The organism is Streptomyces thermocarboxydovorans (genome assembly GCF_039524635.1).
GTDB classification, from domain to species: domain Bacteria; phylum Actinomycetota; class Actinomycetes; order Streptomycetales; family Streptomycetaceae; genus Streptomyces; species Streptomyces thermocarboxydovorans.
Map to the genome: position 1 here is coordinate 1 of NZ_BAAAGU010000094.1, position 15,484 is coordinate 15,484.

At 72.7% G+C, this 15,484-nt stretch carries 10 protein-coding genes and 1 pseudogene; 8 read left to right on the plus strand and 3 right to left on the minus strand.

Going from position 1 to position 15,484, the window contains the following annotated elements; translation table 11 throughout:
- Nucleotides 1–209 precede the first annotated feature (209 nt).
- Nucleotides 210–2,936, plus strand: a complete 2,727-nt coding sequence (polA, locus tag ABD198_RS28850) for a DNA polymerase I (protein WP_344007366.1) — start codon at nt 210–212, stop codon at nt 2,934–2,936.
- Nucleotides 2,937–3,476: 540 nt separating this feature from the next.
- Here the strand turns inward: polA and ABD198_RS28855 are convergent.
- Entirely contained in the window at nt 3,477–4,340 is an 864-nt protein-coding gene (locus ABD198_RS28855) for a DUF4184 family protein (RefSeq protein WP_344007368.1), read from the minus strand.
- Nucleotides 4,341–4,585: 245 nt separating this feature from the next.
- On the opposite strand from ABD198_RS28855, the gene ABD198_RS28860 reads away from it, so the two are divergent.
- The 3 genes and pseudogenes from ABD198_RS28860 (at nt 4,586) to pgfA (ending at nt 7,756) form a co-directional block, all read left to right on the plus strand.
- The gene (locus ABD198_RS28860) at nt 4,586–6,325 is read left to right on the plus strand and encodes a lytic transglycosylase domain-containing protein (protein WP_344007370.1); all 1,740 of its coding nucleotides are present in this window, start codon (nt 4,586–4,588) and stop codon (nt 6,323–6,325) included.
- A 190-nt stretch (nt 6,326–6,515) separates the two neighbouring features.
- A complete protein-coding gene (locus ABD198_RS28865; protein ID WP_344007372.1) occupies nt 6,516–6,650 on the plus strand; it encodes an SPW_0924 family protein in 135 nt (44 codons plus the stop codon).
- Between the two features lie 112 nt (nt 6,651–6,762).
- A pseudogene (pgfA, locus tag ABD198_RS28870) lies at nt 6,763–7,756 on the plus strand (cell envelope lipid trafficking protein PgfA).
- Here pgfA and hrpB read toward each other — a convergent pair.
- Together hrpB and ABD198_RS28880 are read right to left on the minus strand one after the other, a co-directional pair.
- Nucleotides 7,746–10,268 (minus strand): ATP-dependent helicase HrpB, encoded by a 2,523-nt coding sequence (gene hrpB, locus ABD198_RS28875; protein WP_344007374.1) that lies wholly within the window; start codon nt 10,266–10,268, stop codon nt 7,746–7,748. The pseudogene pgfA and the gene hrpB overlap by 11 nt on opposite strands.
- A gap of 4 nt (nt 10,269–10,272) precedes the next feature.
- Entirely contained in the window at nt 10,273–11,145 is an 873-nt protein-coding gene (locus ABD198_RS28880; protein ID WP_344007376.1) for a class I SAM-dependent methyltransferase, read from the minus strand.
- Between the two features lie 332 nt (nt 11,146–11,477).
- Here ABD198_RS28880 and rpsA point away from each other — a divergent pair, with 332 nt between their 5' ends.
- From rpsA to ABD198_RS28900, 4 genes are all read left to right on the plus strand, one after another.
- Nucleotides 11,478–12,971, plus strand: a complete 1,494-nt coding sequence (gene rpsA / locus ABD198_RS28885; RefSeq protein WP_344007378.1) for a 30S ribosomal protein S1 — start codon at nt 11,478–11,480, stop codon at nt 12,969–12,971.
- 223 nt (nt 12,972–13,194) lie between these two features.
- On the plus strand, nt 13,195–14,133 hold the full coding sequence (locus ABD198_RS28890; protein WP_344007380.1) for a PAC2 family protein: 939 nt from the start codon (nt 13,195–13,197) through the stop codon (nt 14,131–14,133).
- A gap of 70 nt (nt 14,134–14,203) precedes the next feature.
- Nucleotides 14,204–14,887 carry a dephospho-CoA kinase gene (gene coaE, locus ABD198_RS28895; protein ID WP_344007382.1) on the plus strand — a complete coding sequence of 228 codons (684 nt, stop codon included), beginning with the start codon at nt 14,204–14,206 and terminating at the stop codon, nt 14,885–14,887.
- A 79-nt stretch (nt 14,888–14,966) separates the two neighbouring features.
- A complete protein-coding gene (locus tag ABD198_RS28900) occupies nt 14,967–15,347 on the plus strand; it encodes a tetratricopeptide repeat protein (RefSeq protein ID WP_344007384.1) in 381 nt (126 codons plus the stop codon).
- Nucleotides 15,348–15,484: the final 137 nt, after the last annotated feature.

The following is a 15,484-nucleotide window of genomic DNA, read 5'->3' on the forward strand; positions in this document are numbered from 1 at the left end:
CACCTCCTTGGCCCACAGAACGACATGGCTACGATCCGACTTGGTGGGGGGCGGGGCGCGGCGGTGGGGCGGGGCCCCGCGGTGCGGCGGCGCGGCGACGGGAGCGGCTGGGCGGTGCGGTGACGAGGAGCGGCTGGGCGGTGCGGCGGGGGTGGCCCCGCACCCCCGATGGCGGTCCGCTGTCAGTGGTCCGTGGCAGGATCGGGGGCGTGGCAGAGACAGCATCGAAGAAGACCGAGAACACCACCGACGGCGGCCGCCCGCGCCTGATGCTCATGGACGGGCACTCGCTGGCCTACCGCGCGTTCTTCGCGCTGCCCGCCGAGAACTTCACCACCGCGACGGGCCAGCCGACGAACGCGATCTACGGCTTCGCGTCGATGCTGGCCAACACGCTGCGCGACGAGGCGCCCACGCACTTCGCGGTGGCCTTCGACGTGTCCCGCAAGACCTGGCGGGCCGAGGAGTTCACCGAGTACAAGGCGAACCGCTCCAAGACCCCCGACGAGTTCCGCGGACAGGTCGAGCTGATCGGCGAGCTGCTGGACGCGATGCACGCCGAGCGCTTCGCCGTCGAGGGGTACGAGGCGGACGACATCATCGCCACCCTCGCCACCCAGGCCGAGGCCGAGGGCTTCGAGGTGCTGATCGTCACCGGCGACCGCGACTCCTTCCAGCTGGTCTCCGACCACGTCACCGTGCTCTACCCGACGAAGGGCGTCTCCGAGCTGACCCGGTTCACCCCGGAGAAGGTCTTCGAGAAGTACGGCCTGACCCCCGCCCAGTACCCGGACTTCGCGGCGCTGCGCGGCGACCCCTCCGACAACCTGCCCGGCATCCCCGGCGTCGGCGAGAAGACCGCCGCGAAGTGGATCAATCAGTTCGGTTCCTTCGCGGAGCTGGTCGAGCGCGTCGACGAGGTCAAGGGCAAGGCCGGACAGAACCTGCGCGACCACCTGGAGGCGGTCAAGCTCAACCGCCGGCTCACCGAGCTGGACCGCCGGGTGCCGCTGTCCAAGACCGTCGCCGACCTGGAGCGCACCGCCTACGACCGCAAGGCCGTGGCGATGATCCTGGACACGCTGGAGATCAGGAACCCCTCGCTGCGCGAGCGGCTGTTCGCCGTCGACCCCGGCGCCGCGGAGGCCGAGGTCACCCCGGTTGTCGTGGAGGGCGTGGAGCTGGAGGCCACCGTGCTGGGCACCGGCGAGCTGGCCGGCTGGCTCCGCGAGCACGGCACCGGCCCGCTCGGGGTCGCCACCGTCGGCACCTGGGCGCTGGGCACCGGCTCGGTGGCCGAGATCGCGCTGGCCACCGCCGAGGGACCGGCCGCCTGGTTCGACCCGGCCGAGCTGGACGAGGCCGACGAGCGGGCCTTCGCCGCCTGGCTCGCCGACCCGGACGCGCCCAAGGTGTTCCACGACGTCAAGGGCGCCATGCGGGTCTTCGCCGAGCACGGCTGGCGCATCGAGGGCGTGCGCATGGACACCGCGCTCGCCGCCTACCTGGTCAAGCCGGGCCGCCGCTCCTTCGACCTGGACGCGCTGTCCCTGGAGTATCTGCACCGCGAGCTGGCGCCCCCGGCGGCGGCCGACGGCCAGCTGGCGTTCGGCGCCGACGACGGGGCCGAGGCGGAGGCGCTGATGCTGCAGGCCCGCACCATCCTCGACCTGGGCGAGGCCTTCGAGGGCCGCCTGGAGCAGGTGGGCGCGGCCGATCTGCTGCGGGACGTGGAGCTGCCGACGTCGGAGCTGCTGGCCCGGATGGAGCGGCACGGCATCGCGGCGGACCGGGAGCATCTGCAGGCCATGGAGCAGATGTTCGCCGGTGCCGTGCAGCAGGCCGTGAAGGAGGCGCACGCTGCGGCGGGCCACGAGTTCAACCTGGGCTCGCCCAAGCAGCTCCAGGAGGTCCTCTTCGGCGAGCTGGGCCTGCCGAAGACCAAGAAGACCAAGACCGGTTACACCACGGACGCGGACGCGCTGGCCTGGCTGGCGAGCCAGACCGACAACGAGCTGCCGGTGATCATGCTCCGGCACCGGGAGCAGGCCAAGCTCCGGGCCACCGTCGAGGGCCTGATCAAGACGATCGCCGCGGACGGCCGGATCCACACCACCTTCAACCAGACGGTCGCCGCCACCGGCCGCCTCTCCTCGACCGACCCCAACCTGCAGAACATCCCCGTCCGCACCGACGAGGGCCGCGCCATCCGCCGCGGCTTCGTGGTCGGCGAGGGCTACGAGTCCCTGCTGACCGCCGACTACAGCCAGATCGAGCTGCGTGTGATGGCCCACCTCTCCGAGGACGCGGGCCTGATCGAGGCGTTCACCTCCGGCGAGGACCTGCACACCACGGCCGCCGCGCAGGTGTTCTCCGTCGAACCGTCCGCCGTGGACGCGGAGATGCGCCGCAAGATCAAGGCGATGTCGTACGGCCTGGCCTACGGTCTGTCGGCGTTCGGCCTCTCCCAGCAGCTCAACATCGAGGCGGCGGAGGCCCGCGCCCTGATGGACGCCTACTTCGAGCGCTTCGGCGGCGTGCGGGACTATCTGCAGCGGGTCGTCGCCGAGGCCCGGGCCACCGGCTACACGGCGACGCTGTTCGGCCGCCGCCGCTATCTGCCCGACCTCAACAGCGACAACCGCCAGCGCCGCGAGGCGGCGGAGCGGATGGCGCTCAACGCACCGATCCAGGGCACGGCGGCGGACATCGTCAAGATCGCCATGCTCAGGGTGGACCGCGCCCTGCGTGAGGCGGGCCTGAAGTCCCGCATGCTCCTCCAGGTCCACGACGAGATCGTCCTGGAGATCGCCCCCGGCGAACGCCCCACCGTCGAGACCCTGGTCCGCGAGCAGATGGCCAACGCGGTCCAGCTCCGCGTCCCCCTCGGCGTCTCGATCGGCTGGGGCCCCGACTGGGAGTCCGCGGCCCACTGATCCCCTGCCGGGGGAGCGGGCAGACCCACGGCGTACCCGGGCCGGGGCGGACGAGAAGTTCCGCCCCGCCCGGACACTGCCTGGCAAACCTGGTGAAAGCGGTCACGGCGAACCCGGTGAAAGCGGTCGCGCCGAGGGGTACCGCGGGCCTCACCCGGCTGGCCCCCGTAAAAACGCCCCCGCCTTCGCTCGCGGCCAGGATGCGGGGCATGGGTATACGCATGCTTCACCGCAGAGCGGCACCCCCGCGGAGTGGAGCCGACGGGCCGCGGTCCGAGGCGTCCTGTTCCGTTCCGGTCTTCGCGGCCGCCGCAAGCACCGCCCGGATCCCCACCCCCTTCACCACCGCGCTGCGCAGTGCCGTCACCGGCAGGCAGTGGCCGGCCGGCCGGACCGACGGCGCCCGGCCCGGCATTCCCGCCATCCCCTGGCGGTTGTGGGCCGAGCTGGCCCGCAGCTATCTCAGTCTCGCGCTCACGCTGCTGCCCCGCCCGCGCCCCGTGCGTACCGTCACCGTGTTCGTGGCGGCCGGGGAGACCCTCAGCGTGCGGCCGTACGGCTCGGCCGCCGCGTACCCTCGTCTGCCGGGCGGCTCTTCGTGGCCGGGGCGGCCGGACGCCGCATCCTGACGGCCACCGCGTACAGCGGCAGCGCCGGCACCAGACCGGCGCCCGCCCCGAAGCACACCGTCGGGATCAGCTCCCAGGGCTCGGCCGTCGACCCCCAGTGGGCCCACCATCGCGAGGCCCGCTGCACCGCCCCCGCCAGCGCGCAGACCGAGAGCAGCACCAGCGCCGCCCAGCGGTCCGCGACGGACAGCAGCGGGACACCCGAGGGGCTTCGTGCATCGGTCCGCCGCAGGGCGCGGGCCACGAACAGCGCGATCACCAGCGCCGCCACCGCCGAGCCCCCGTACTGCAGGTACCAGTACAGCGGTGAGCCCGCGATCTCCCGGCCCAGGACCGGGAAGACCCGCATCCCCCACCGGTCGAGATGGGTGAACGCGTCCCACACCACATGCGTCAGCGCCCCCAGCACGGCCGATGCGTACCACCGCGCCACCAGCGACGGCCGCACCCGCTCCCGCGGCACCCCGCAGCGCAGCAGTGCCGCCGTACGGGCCTGCCGGCCCGCCGGCAGCAGGGCCACCAGGGGTTCGCGGATCAGCAGCCACAGCCCCACCAGCGCCCAGGCGATGACCACATCGACGGTGAACACGCCCCAGAACGCGTGCGTGACGTCCCCGAACTCCATCGCCCCGGAGAGGAAACTCGCCGCGTAGTAGGTCATGTCGGGAGCGAAGCTCCCGGCCACCAGCACGGCCGGCACCAGGGAGCCCCGTCCGCTGCCGTCGCCGCGGACGGCGGGCAGCACCGCCGCCGCATGGCTGAGTGTGAAGGGCAATTCGGCCTCCCCGCTGTGGAAAGCACCCAGTATGCGCGACGCCACGGCGCAGGTTCGCTCAACTCCGAGCATGACCAACCGGTGAATAGCGGTCAGGAACCGGTGTTCGCGCAAAGGAAGTTGTCGTAGGGTCGCGAGGGTCTCCGCCATGAAGGGGCAACCGGCGGGGCGGGTCGATCGTCAGAACAGGGCGAACACAACAGACGTTGACGGACGCTCCGGCGTCCACGGGAGGGGTTCACTCTATGGCGGCGCATTTCGGCAGGAGGCTGCGCAGGGGAGCGGCAACCACCGCGGTGGCCGCGGCGGCAGTGGCGGCCCTGTCCGCGTCCCAGGCTCCGGGCGTGACCGTCGACGAGCACGGCAGACAGACCAGCGCGGACGCCACCCCCTCACCCGACGCGGCGGCCGACAGCGCCACCGGCAACTCGCCGTACTACACCGACCTGCCGCCGCTCAACAGCCCGAGCCCCTCGCCGTCCGCGAGCGCCGGCCCGGGCAGCCCGCCCGGCGCCGCCGAGGCCGGCATACCGGCGACCGTTCTCGACGCCTACAAGAAGGCCGAGGCGGTCCTGCGGGAGAAGAAGCCCGCCTGCAACCTGCCCTGGCAACTCCTCGCCGCCATCGGCCGCGTGGAGTCCGGCCAGGCCCGCGGCGGACGCGTCGACGCCGACGGCACCACGCTGAGCCCGATCATCGGCCCCCAGCTCGACGGCAACGGCTTCGCGCTCATCAGGGACACCGACAACGGCGTCTACGACGGCAACAGCCGCTACGACAACGCCGTCGGACCCATGCAGTTCATCCCCTCCACCTGGGCCTGGGCGGGCCGCGACGGCAACGGCGACGGCCGCAAGGACCCGAACAACGTCTACGACGCCGCGCTCGCCGCCGGCCACTACCTGTGCCGCAACGGCTGGGACCTGTCCGACCAGGGCGACCTCGAGCGGGCCATCCTCAGCTACAACAACTCCAGGGACTACCTCAACACCGTCCTGAGGTGGCTGGAGTACTACCGCAAGGGCACCCACGAGATCCCCGACGGCACCGGCCCGCTCCCCTGGGACCGCAGCGACGGCGGCACGGCACGCCCCGGTACGACCCCGAGCCCGTCCACGCCCGGCACCAAGCCCGGCGGCAAGAAGCCCAAGCCCGGCAAGTCCTCCGGCAGCACCCCCGGCACCAGGCCGCCCACCTCGCCCGGCGGCACCCCGAGCAAGCCGCCCACCTCGCCGTCGACCCCGCCGGAGACCCCCCAGACCCCCACCGACACGGTGGACCACCTGGAGAACGCGGGCACCGGAAAGCTCACCGCGATGGCCGGCCGCACCTTCAGCGAGCGGATCAGCGCCCGCGCGGAGACCGAGGCCGGCAAGTCCGTGGCCAAGGTGCGCATCCGCTTCACCGTGCTCGGCGACACCGACACCACCTTCGCCGGCGGGGAGAGCGTGGCCACCGTGGCCACCAACAGCTCCGGCGTCGCGGTCGCGCCCGCCCTGAAGGCGGGCGAGAAGACGGGCACCGTCACCGTCCGCGCCACCGTCGTCGGGCGCCCGGTGCCCGGCCTCGACTTCAAGGCCACCGTCACCGAACGCGCCGCCGACAAGCTGGAGCGCACCGACGACACCGAGCTGACCTGCGTCCCGGGCGGCGAGTTCGCCGACCCCGTCGTCGTGAAGGCCACCTACCAGGGGGCCGCCGCCGGCAAGGTCGCGGCCACCGCCGCCGTCCTCACCTCCGGCGACGACCCGGCGCCCGCCGAGAAGGGCCCGTACTTCAAGGACGCCGACGGCAAGGCCGTACGCACCCTCGACGGCCTGAAGACCGACGCGGACGGCCTGCTGAAGCTGCCTCAGCTGTACGCGGACGACACCACCGGCACCTTCCTGCTCCGCATCACCACCGCAGGCGGCGCCACCCTCACCGTCGAACTGACCGTGGCGGCGGCCGAGTCGTCCTCCCCGAGCGCCTCGCCCAGCGCCTGAGCTCACGCCGCACACCGCACACCGCACGCCTGATCCGAGGGCGCGCCCCGTACCACAGGGGGCGCGCCCTCGGCCGTGCGCGACCTGTTCTCATCTCACGCCCCCGTTGCTACGGTGCCCGGACCATCCCGCCTGACGGGCCGTCAGTTCGCATTGCCCGCGGAGACTGCCCGCGGGGGAGGAGGCACCCATGCGCGCCCTCGTCGCCGCCGCCCTGGGTCTCGCCGCCGCGTTCGCCCTCGTGCTGACGCTGACCGCGCTGGGCTCCCCGACCGGGGAGACCTCCCCGAAGCCGCTGCTGACGACGGTGCCCGCACACCCCTGACCCGCACACCCCTGACCCGCACATCCCTGACCCGCACACCCATGACCCGCACACCCATGACCCGCAGTGCCGATCCGCACTCCTGACCCGCCCGCCCGCAAGGGAGGCCGCCATGCGCCGCAAGGCCGCATGGTCCTGCTCGCCGCCGCCGTGTTCTGCGCGGCCCTGTCCCCCCTGCTGCGCTGGTACGCCTTCCCGCGCCTGGCCAAGGTCCCGCCGGACCAGTACCAGACCATGGTCCTGGAGGCGAAGGACGCCACCCTCCTCGACTACTCCACCCTGCGCGCGAGGAAGGTCCCCTCCATCACCATCGTGCAGACCCTCAAGGGCAACGTGGCCGCCTCCGAAGGCATCGAACGGACCGCCGGCCGTGACGTGGTCGTCTGGGACGGCCTCACCCATGTCGTCGGACCCGAGGGCGAGATGGTGTCGAGGATCCCCGAGCGCTACATCTTCGACGCCCACACCCAGGAACCGGTCAACGCCGCCGGCGAGATGGTCGACGGCGATCCCGTGCGCCGCCGGGGCATCGAGTTCAAGTGGCCCTTCCTGACCGAGCGCCGGGACTACCAGTACTTCGACGCCCAGGCCCGCGTGACGGCCCCATCCACTACAAAGGCACCCGCGACTTCCGCGGCCTGGAGGTCTACTACTTCGAGCAGACCATCCCCTGGACCCGGGTGCCGTACCCCAAGACCCTGCCCGTCAAGGGCATGACCCCGAAGGCGCTCGAGGAGACCGGCACCACCCGCTGGTACACCACCGTCCGCCGCTTCTGGGTCGAACCGCTCACCGGCGCCCCCGTCTACGGCGAGGAGATCCACCGGGAGGAACTGCGCGGCGGCGCCCTGCTCGGCGACCGCGACAAGGTCACGGCCTTCGCCGGCCATGTGAAGATGCGCGAGGACTACATCCGCCACACCGTCGACCTGGTCTCCTCCCACCGCACCCTGGTCCTGCTGCTGACCTCCTACCTGCCCTGGGGCCTGCTCGCCCTGGCCGCCGCGCTGCTGGCCCTCTCCCTATATCTGGAGGCCCGCGCCCGCCGCAGGCCGGACGGCGGCACCCCGGACCGGGCGTCGGCGCCGCAGCAGATCAGCGCCTGAGCCGCGCGTTGGTGTGCCGGGTCGGCTCGGCGGTGGCCGGGTCCTCGGGCCACGGATGCTTCGGATAGCGGCCGCGCAGCTCGGCCCGCACGCCCTTGTACCCGTCCCGCCAGAACGAGGCCAGATCGGCGGTCACCGCGGCCGGCCGCCCCGCCGGGGACAGCAGATGCACCAGCAGCGGCACACCGGCCACCCGCGGCGACTCGTGCAGCCCGAACATCTCCTGGAGCTTCACCGCCAGCACCGGCTGCTGCGGATCCGAGTAGTCGATCCGCACCGACGAGCCGCTGGGCACGGTGATCCGCTCTGGCGCCAGCTCGTCCAGCCGGGCCGCCTCGCCGGTCGCCCACGGCAGCAGCCGCGCCAGCGCCTGCCCGGCGTCGATCCGCTCCAGATCGGCCCGCCGCCGCGCCCGGCTCAGCTCCGGCTCCAGCCACTCGGCCACGCGGGCGTGCAGCGCCTCGTCGGAGACGTCGGGCCAGGGCGCACCCACCCGGCGGTGCAGGAACGCCAGCCGCTGCCGCAGCGCCTCCGCCTCGCGCGACCACCGCAGCAGGCCGAACCCCTCCCGGCGCAGCCCGTCCAGCAGCGCCTCGCGCACCAGCGCCGGGCCGGCGTCGTCGTACGGCCGCACGGCCAGCTCGATCGCCCCGAGCCGCTCGACGCGCCGCGCCACCACGTCCCCGTCGGCCCAGCGCACCTCCTCGCCCTCCTCGAGCAGGGCCCCGGCGGCCCACCGGGCCACGTCCTCGTCGATCACCGCACCGAGCCGCACCCGCGCATGCCGGCTCCCCACGGGCCGGTCCGCCGCGGCCACCACGATCCAGGGCGCCCCGCGCAACGCCGACCCGTCCCCCACCTCCGCCCGCGTCCCGGACGCCATCAGGTACGACCCGCCGTCCCACCTGGCCACGCGCTCGGGAAAGGCCAGCGCGGCCACGACCCCGGCCACCCGGTCATCGCCGTCGCCGGCCCGAACGCCGCCTTCCGGCCCGGATGCGCCGGCGTCCGCGCCGGACACCTCCTCGGCCGCGAGGGCCCGCAGCCGCCGGACCTCCGAACGCCACCGCGAGCCGTAGGCGTCAGCACCGCGCCGAGCCGCCCGCAGCGCCCCCGCGAGATCGTCCCCGTACTCCCGCGGTGCCTCCTCCGACAGCAGGGCCACCACCTCGGCCCCGGCACCCCCGGTGTCCATCAGGGCCCGCCCCAGCCGGGGATGGACTCCCAGCCGCACCAGCGACCGCCCGCGCTCCGTGGCCCGCCCGGCCGCATCCACGGCCCCGACCGCCACGAGAGCCTCCCGGGCCGCCGCCATCACCCCCGCCGGCGGCGCGTCCAGCAGCGCGAGCCCGGACGCGTCCGGGTCACCCCAGCACGCCGCCTGCAGCGCGAACCCCGTCAGATCGGCCACCTTGATCTCCGGCGAGGGGAGGCGCGGCAGCCGCCCGTCCTCCGCCTCCGCCCAGCACCGGTACACCGCCCCCGGCGCCTCGCGCCCGGCCCGCCCGGCCCGCTGCCGGGCCGCCGCCTGCGAGGCCCGTACCGTCGTCAGCGCGCTCAGCCCCCGGGCGTGGTCCACCCGCGGCTCCCGTGCCAGCCCCGAGTCCACCACCACCCGCACCCCGGGCACGGTCAGGGAGGACTCGGCGACCGAGGTGGCCAGCACCACGCGCCGCCGTTCACCGGGCGACAGCACCGCGTCCTGCACGGCGGCCGGCGCCCTGCCGTGCACCTGCAGCACCTCCGCCTCGCCGAGGCCGTCCAGCAGACCGGCCACCCGCGCGATCTCGCCCACACCCGGCAGGAACACCAGCACGTCCCCGTCCCGCTCGGCCAGCGCCCGCCGCACCACCGAGGCCACATGGGCCAGCAGCGCCGGATCCACCCGCATCCCGTGCGGCGGCCGCACCGCACGCGCCGGCGGCGCCCACACCACCTCCACCGGATGCGCGGCGCCGTGCGCCTCGACCACCGGCGCGTCGCCCAGCAGCCGCGCCCAGCCGTCCGCGTCCGTGGTCGCCGACGCGGCCACCAGCCGCAGGTCGGGGCGGAGCGTCTCGCGCACGTCCCACAGGAACGCCGCCGTGGTGTCCGCGTCCAGATGCCGCTCATGGCACTCGTCGAGCACCACCACGTCCACCCCGGACAGCTCCTGGTCGCGCTGTACCCGCTGCAGCAGCACACCGGTCGTGACGACCTCCACCCGCGTGTGCCGCCCGGCGACCCGCTCCCCGCGCACCGTGAAACCGACCGAGCCGCCCGGCTTCTCGCCCAGCAGCCACGCCATCCGCCGGGCCGCCGCGCGGGCCGCGATCCGCCGCGGCTCGGCCACCACCACCCGCCGCTCGGGCCTCTCGCCGAGCAGCCCGGCCAGCGCCAGCGGCACCAGCGTCGTCTTGCCGGTGCCGGGCGGCGCGACCAGCACGGCCGTGCCACGCTCGTCCAGGGCGCGGGTCAGGCCGGGCAGCGCCTCGCGTACGGGCAGGGACTCCAGGGCGTCGTAACGGATCACACCCTCAGTCTCGTACGCACACGAAGATCGCCGTGCCCGGGATCAGGCTCCCGCGCAGCGGGGACCAGCCGCCCCACTCACTCGTGTTCCAGGACGGCCATTCCGGTTCCACCAGATCCACCAGCCGGAAACCCGAGGCCACCACGTCGCGCACCCGGTCACCGAGCGTCCGGTGATGCTCCACATAGACGGCGCGCCCCTGCTCGTCCTGTTCCACATAAGGGGTGCGGTCGAAGTAGGAGGCGGAGACGCTGAGCCCCTCCGGGCCCGGCTCGTCGGGGAACGCCCACCGGATCGGATGGGTCACCGAGAACACCAGCCGCCCCCCGGGCCGCAGCACCCGGTGCACCTCGCGCAGCACCAGCCGCGGATCGGCGACGAAGGGGAGCGCCCCGTACGCCGAGCAGGCCAGGTCGAAGGAGGCGTCCGCGAAGGGCAGCGCCACCGCGTCGGCGCACACCAGGGGGAAGGAGGCGCCGATCCGCAGCGCGTGCTGGAGCTGGCGGTGCGAGATGTCCAGGGCGACCGGCCGCGCCCCCTGCCCGGCCAGCCAGCGCGAGCACTGGGCCGCACCGGCGCCGAGCTCCAGGACGTCCTTGCCCCTCAGCTCCTCCGCGGGGCCGAGCAGCTCCGCCTCCACCTCGTCCAGCCCCTCCGGGCCCCAGACGAAACGGTCGACGCCGAGGAAGGTGCCGTGCTCCTGCTGATACTCGTCGGCGTTGCGGTCCCACCAGCCCCGGTTGGCGCGGGAGCTCTCCGTGACCCCGGCCTCCCGCCGGGTCGCCTCCGGCTCGGCCTCGCCGGCCTCTTGGACCCCGAGTGCGTCGGACTCTTGGATGATCGGCTCCCTCGTCGTACTCTTCCGTCCAACCCGCACCCGCGGCGTGTCGCGAGGGGCCAGGATGCAGCCCCCGTGTGGCCTCGGGTGACGAGAATTGTGCCGGTTATGCGGCGATGCTCCCCGGGTGGGCGGCTTCGCGCATTGACCATGTCCGGCGGCCCCCGTATGCTACAAGTTGCGCTGCGGGCCTGCGCACCTCAGACAGAGCAGGCTGCGCTCGCATCTGTTGTATGTCCCCTCGGTTGTCGAGGCGCCATCACCAGTCTCTGGTGGGGCGCTTCCTTGGCTGTCCGGCTTCTGCAGAGCGAAAAGGGCTCCGGCGTAGCAGTACCTACGACTTCAATGTCCGTACCGGAGCCCTTTCCCACATGACGAGCAGCACCGAGACCACCGCCACCACTCCGCAGGTAGCGGTCAACGACATCGGTAACGAGGAAGCCTTCCTCGCAGCGATCGACGAGACGATCAAGTACTTCAACGACGGCGACATCGTCGACGGCGTCATCGTGAAGGTCGACCGGGACGAGGTCCTGCTCGACATCGGCTACAAGACCGAAGGTGTCATCCCGAGCCGCGAGCTCTCGATCAAGCACGACGTCGACCCCAACGAGGTCGTCGCGGTCGGCGACGAGATCGAGGCCCTGGTTCTCCAGAAGGAGGACAAGGAAGGCCGCCTGATCCTCTCGAAGAAGCGCGCCCAGTACGAGCGTGCCTGGGGCACCATCGAGAAGATCAAGGAAGAGGACGGCATCGTCACCGGTACCGTCATCGAGGTCGTCAAGGGTGGTCTCATCCTCGACATCGGCCTCCGCGGCTTCCTTCCGGCCTCCCTGGTCGAGATGCGCCGCGTCCGCGACCTCCAGCCCTACGTGGGCAAGGAGCTCGAGGCCAAGATCATCGAGCTGGACAAGAACCGCAACAACGTGGTCCTCTCCCGCCGTGCCTGGCTGGAGCAGACCCAGTCCGAGGTCCGCCAGACGTTCCTCACCACCCTGCAGAAGGGTCAGGTCCGTTCCGGCGTCGTCTCCTCGATCGTCAACTTCGGTGCCTTCGTGGACCTGGGCGGCGTCGACGGTCTGGTCCACGTCTCCGAGCTCTCCTGGAAGCACATCGACCACCCGTCCGAGGTCGTCGAGGTCGGCCAGGAGGTCACGGTCGAGGTCCTGGACGTCGACATGGACCGCGAGCGCGTCTCCCTGTCGCTGAAGGCGACCCAGGAAGACCCGTGGCAGCAGTTCGCCCGCACCCACCAGATCGGCCAGGTCGTGCCCGGCAAGGTCACGAAGCTGGTTCCGTTCGGTGCGTTCGTCCGTGTGGACGAGGGGATCGAGGGCCTGGTCCACATCTCCGAGCTGGCCGAGCGCCACGTGGAGATCCCGGAGCAGGTCGTCCAGGTCAACGACGAGATCTTCGTCAAGGTCATCGACATCGACCTCGAGCGCCGTCGCATCAGCCTGTCGCTGAAGCAGGCCAACGAGTCCTTCGGTGCCGACCCGACGGCGGTCGAGTTCGACCCGACCCTGTACGGCATGGCCGCGTCCTACGACGACCAGGGCAACTACATCTACCCCGAGGGCTTCGACCCGGAGACCAACGACTGGCTGCCGGGCTACGAGAAGCAGCGCGAGGAGTGGGAGCGCCAGTACGCCGAGGCGCAGGCCCGCTTCGAGCAGCACCAGGCGCAGGTCATCAAGTCCCGCGAGGCGGACGCCGCGGCTGCCGCCGAGGGTGGCGAGGCCGCCGCTCCGGCCGCCTCCGGTGGCGGTTCGTACTCCTCCGAGGGCGGCGACCAGTCCGGTGCGCTGGCTTCGGACGAGGCCCTGGCCGCGCTCCGCGAGAAGCTCGCCGGCGGTCAGAGCTGAACGCCCACTGAGCAAGGCTCTTCCTGAGCAGTAGCTCTTCTTGATCCGAGGGCCCGCACCTTTGAGAGGTGCGGGTCCTCGGAGTTTGCGGGGGCACCCGTCCCGACCCACCGCGGCGGCCGTTCACGGCCGGCCGTGCGGCTCCGCATACCCCGGCGCAGGCATCGGGAATGACACTGCCCCGTCACACGTTGTGGTGTATGAACACGAGGAGGAGCGGTCCGTGCTTGATCCGCAGGGTTTGTACGCGTGGGAGCCGAAGGGCCTGGCCGTCGTCGACATGGCGCTCGCCCAGGAATCGGCCGGCCTTGTCATGCTCTACCACTTCGACGGATACATCGACGCGGGAGAGACCGGCGACCTGATCGTCGACCGGCTGCTCGACCTGCTGCCCCACCAGGTCGTCGCCCGCTTCGACCACGACCGGCTCGTGGACTACCGCGCCCGGCGCCCCCTGCTCACCTTCACCCGCGACCGGTGGACCGACTACGACGTGCCCGCCCTGGAGGTCAAGATCGTCCAGGACGCCACCGGGGCGCCCTTCCTGCTGCTGTCCGGTCCCGAACCGGACGTGGAGTGGGAGCGCTTCGCCGCGGCCGTCCGGCAGATCGTGGAGCGGCTGGGTGTCCGCCTGTCCGTCAACTTCCACGGCATCCCCATGGGTGTCCCGCACACCCGGCCCGTCGGCATCACCCCGCACGGCAACCGCACCGACCTGGTCCCCGGGCACAGCAGCCCCTTCCAGGAGGCCCAGGTCCCCGGCAGCGCCGAGGCGCTCGTCGAGTACCGGCTGATGCAGGCCGGGCACGACGTCCTCGGGGTCGCCGCGCATGTGCCGCACTACATCGCCCGCTCCCCGTACCCGGACGCCGCGCTCACCGTCCTGGAGGCCATCACCGCGGCGACCGGCCTGGTCCTGCCCGGCGTCGCGCACTCCCTGCGCACCGACGCCCGGCGCACCCAGACCGAGATCGACCGGCAGATCCGGGAGGGCGACGAGGAGCTCACCGCCCTCGTCCAGGGCCTGGAGCACCAGTACGACGCGGCGGCGGGCGCCGAAACCCGCGGCAACATGCTCGCCGAGCCGGTGGAGATCCCCTCGGCGGACGAGATCGGCCGCGAGTTCGAGCGCTTCCTGGCGGAGCGCGAAGGGGACAACTGAGGCTGTCGGGGCGGCCGTCGGCCGAGACCTGCCGGGGCGGCCGCCGGCGGCAGGGCCTAAGCTGCCGCTCATGCTGAAGGTGGGCCTGACCGGCGGGATCGGCGCCGGCAAGAGCGAAGTGTCGCGGCTGCTCGTGGAGTGCGGGGCCGTACTGATCGACGCGGACCGCATCGCACGCGAGGTGGTCGCACCCGGCACGCCGGGTCTCGCGGCGGTCGTGGAGGCCTTCGGCGAGGAGGTGCTCGCTCCCGACGGCTCCCTGGACCGGCCCAAGCTCGGCTCGATCGTCTTCTCCGACCCGGAGAAGCTGGCCGTCCTCAACTCGATCGTGCACCCCCTGGTCGGCGCCCGCTCCCGCGAGCTGGAGGAGGCCGCCGCCGACGACGCCGTGGTGGTGCACGACGTCCCCCTGCTCACGGAGAACGGGCTCGCGCCCCTGTACGACGTGGTGATCGTCGTCGACGCGAGCCCCGAGACCCAGCTCGACCGGCTGGTCCGGCTGCGCGGCATGAGCGAGGCGGACGCCCGCGCCCGCATGGCCGCCCAGGCGACACGCGAACAGCGGCGGGAGATCGCGGACATCGTCATCGACAACGACGTGCCGCTGCCCGAGCTGGAGCGGCGGGTGAAGGAGGTCTGGGCGGAGCTGGTGCGCCGGGCACACGAGTCCAAGGAGCAGGGGGCGCAGGAGCAGGCGGCCCAGGATCAGGCGGCCCAGGATCAGGAGGGCCCGGAGCAGGGGTCCGAGAGATAGGAGTTGCAGGAATAGGGGTCCCAGGAATAGGGCCGCGCCGCCCGGGCGTTGAACCCGCGAAGTGAGGGAGGGATGACCCGTGCCCGAGACCAGCGGTTCCCACGGACGGACGCCGGAGACGCATGTCATCGACTTCCGCGCCGCCGAGCAGCTGCTCGCGGCGCGGGACCCGCAGGGTGCGGTGAAGCTGCTCGACCGCGTCATCGAGGCGCACCCGGAGAACACCGCCGCGCGACTGCTGCGCGCCCGTGCCTTCTTCGCGGCCGCCCGGCTGCGCTCCGCCGAGCTGGAGTTCTCCCTCGTCCTGGAACGCGAGCCGGACAACGCGTACGCCCACTTCGCCCTCGCCCGCACCTATCAGCGGCAGGGCCGGGCCAACCCGGCGCAGCGCCACTTCCGGCTGGCGGCGGCGCTGGACCCGAAGCCGGAGTATCTGGAAGCGGCACGCTTCGACCGGTGAGGGCCGCCTGGGGCCTTTCGTTTGGATCAGCCTGCGGGAATCGCCGGCGCCTTGTCAGGGCCGGTGAGCGGGGTCTGGTGCGTGCAGCTGCAAGGCGGAGGAGGGCGCCGATGCGGAGCATCGGCAACCGACGACAA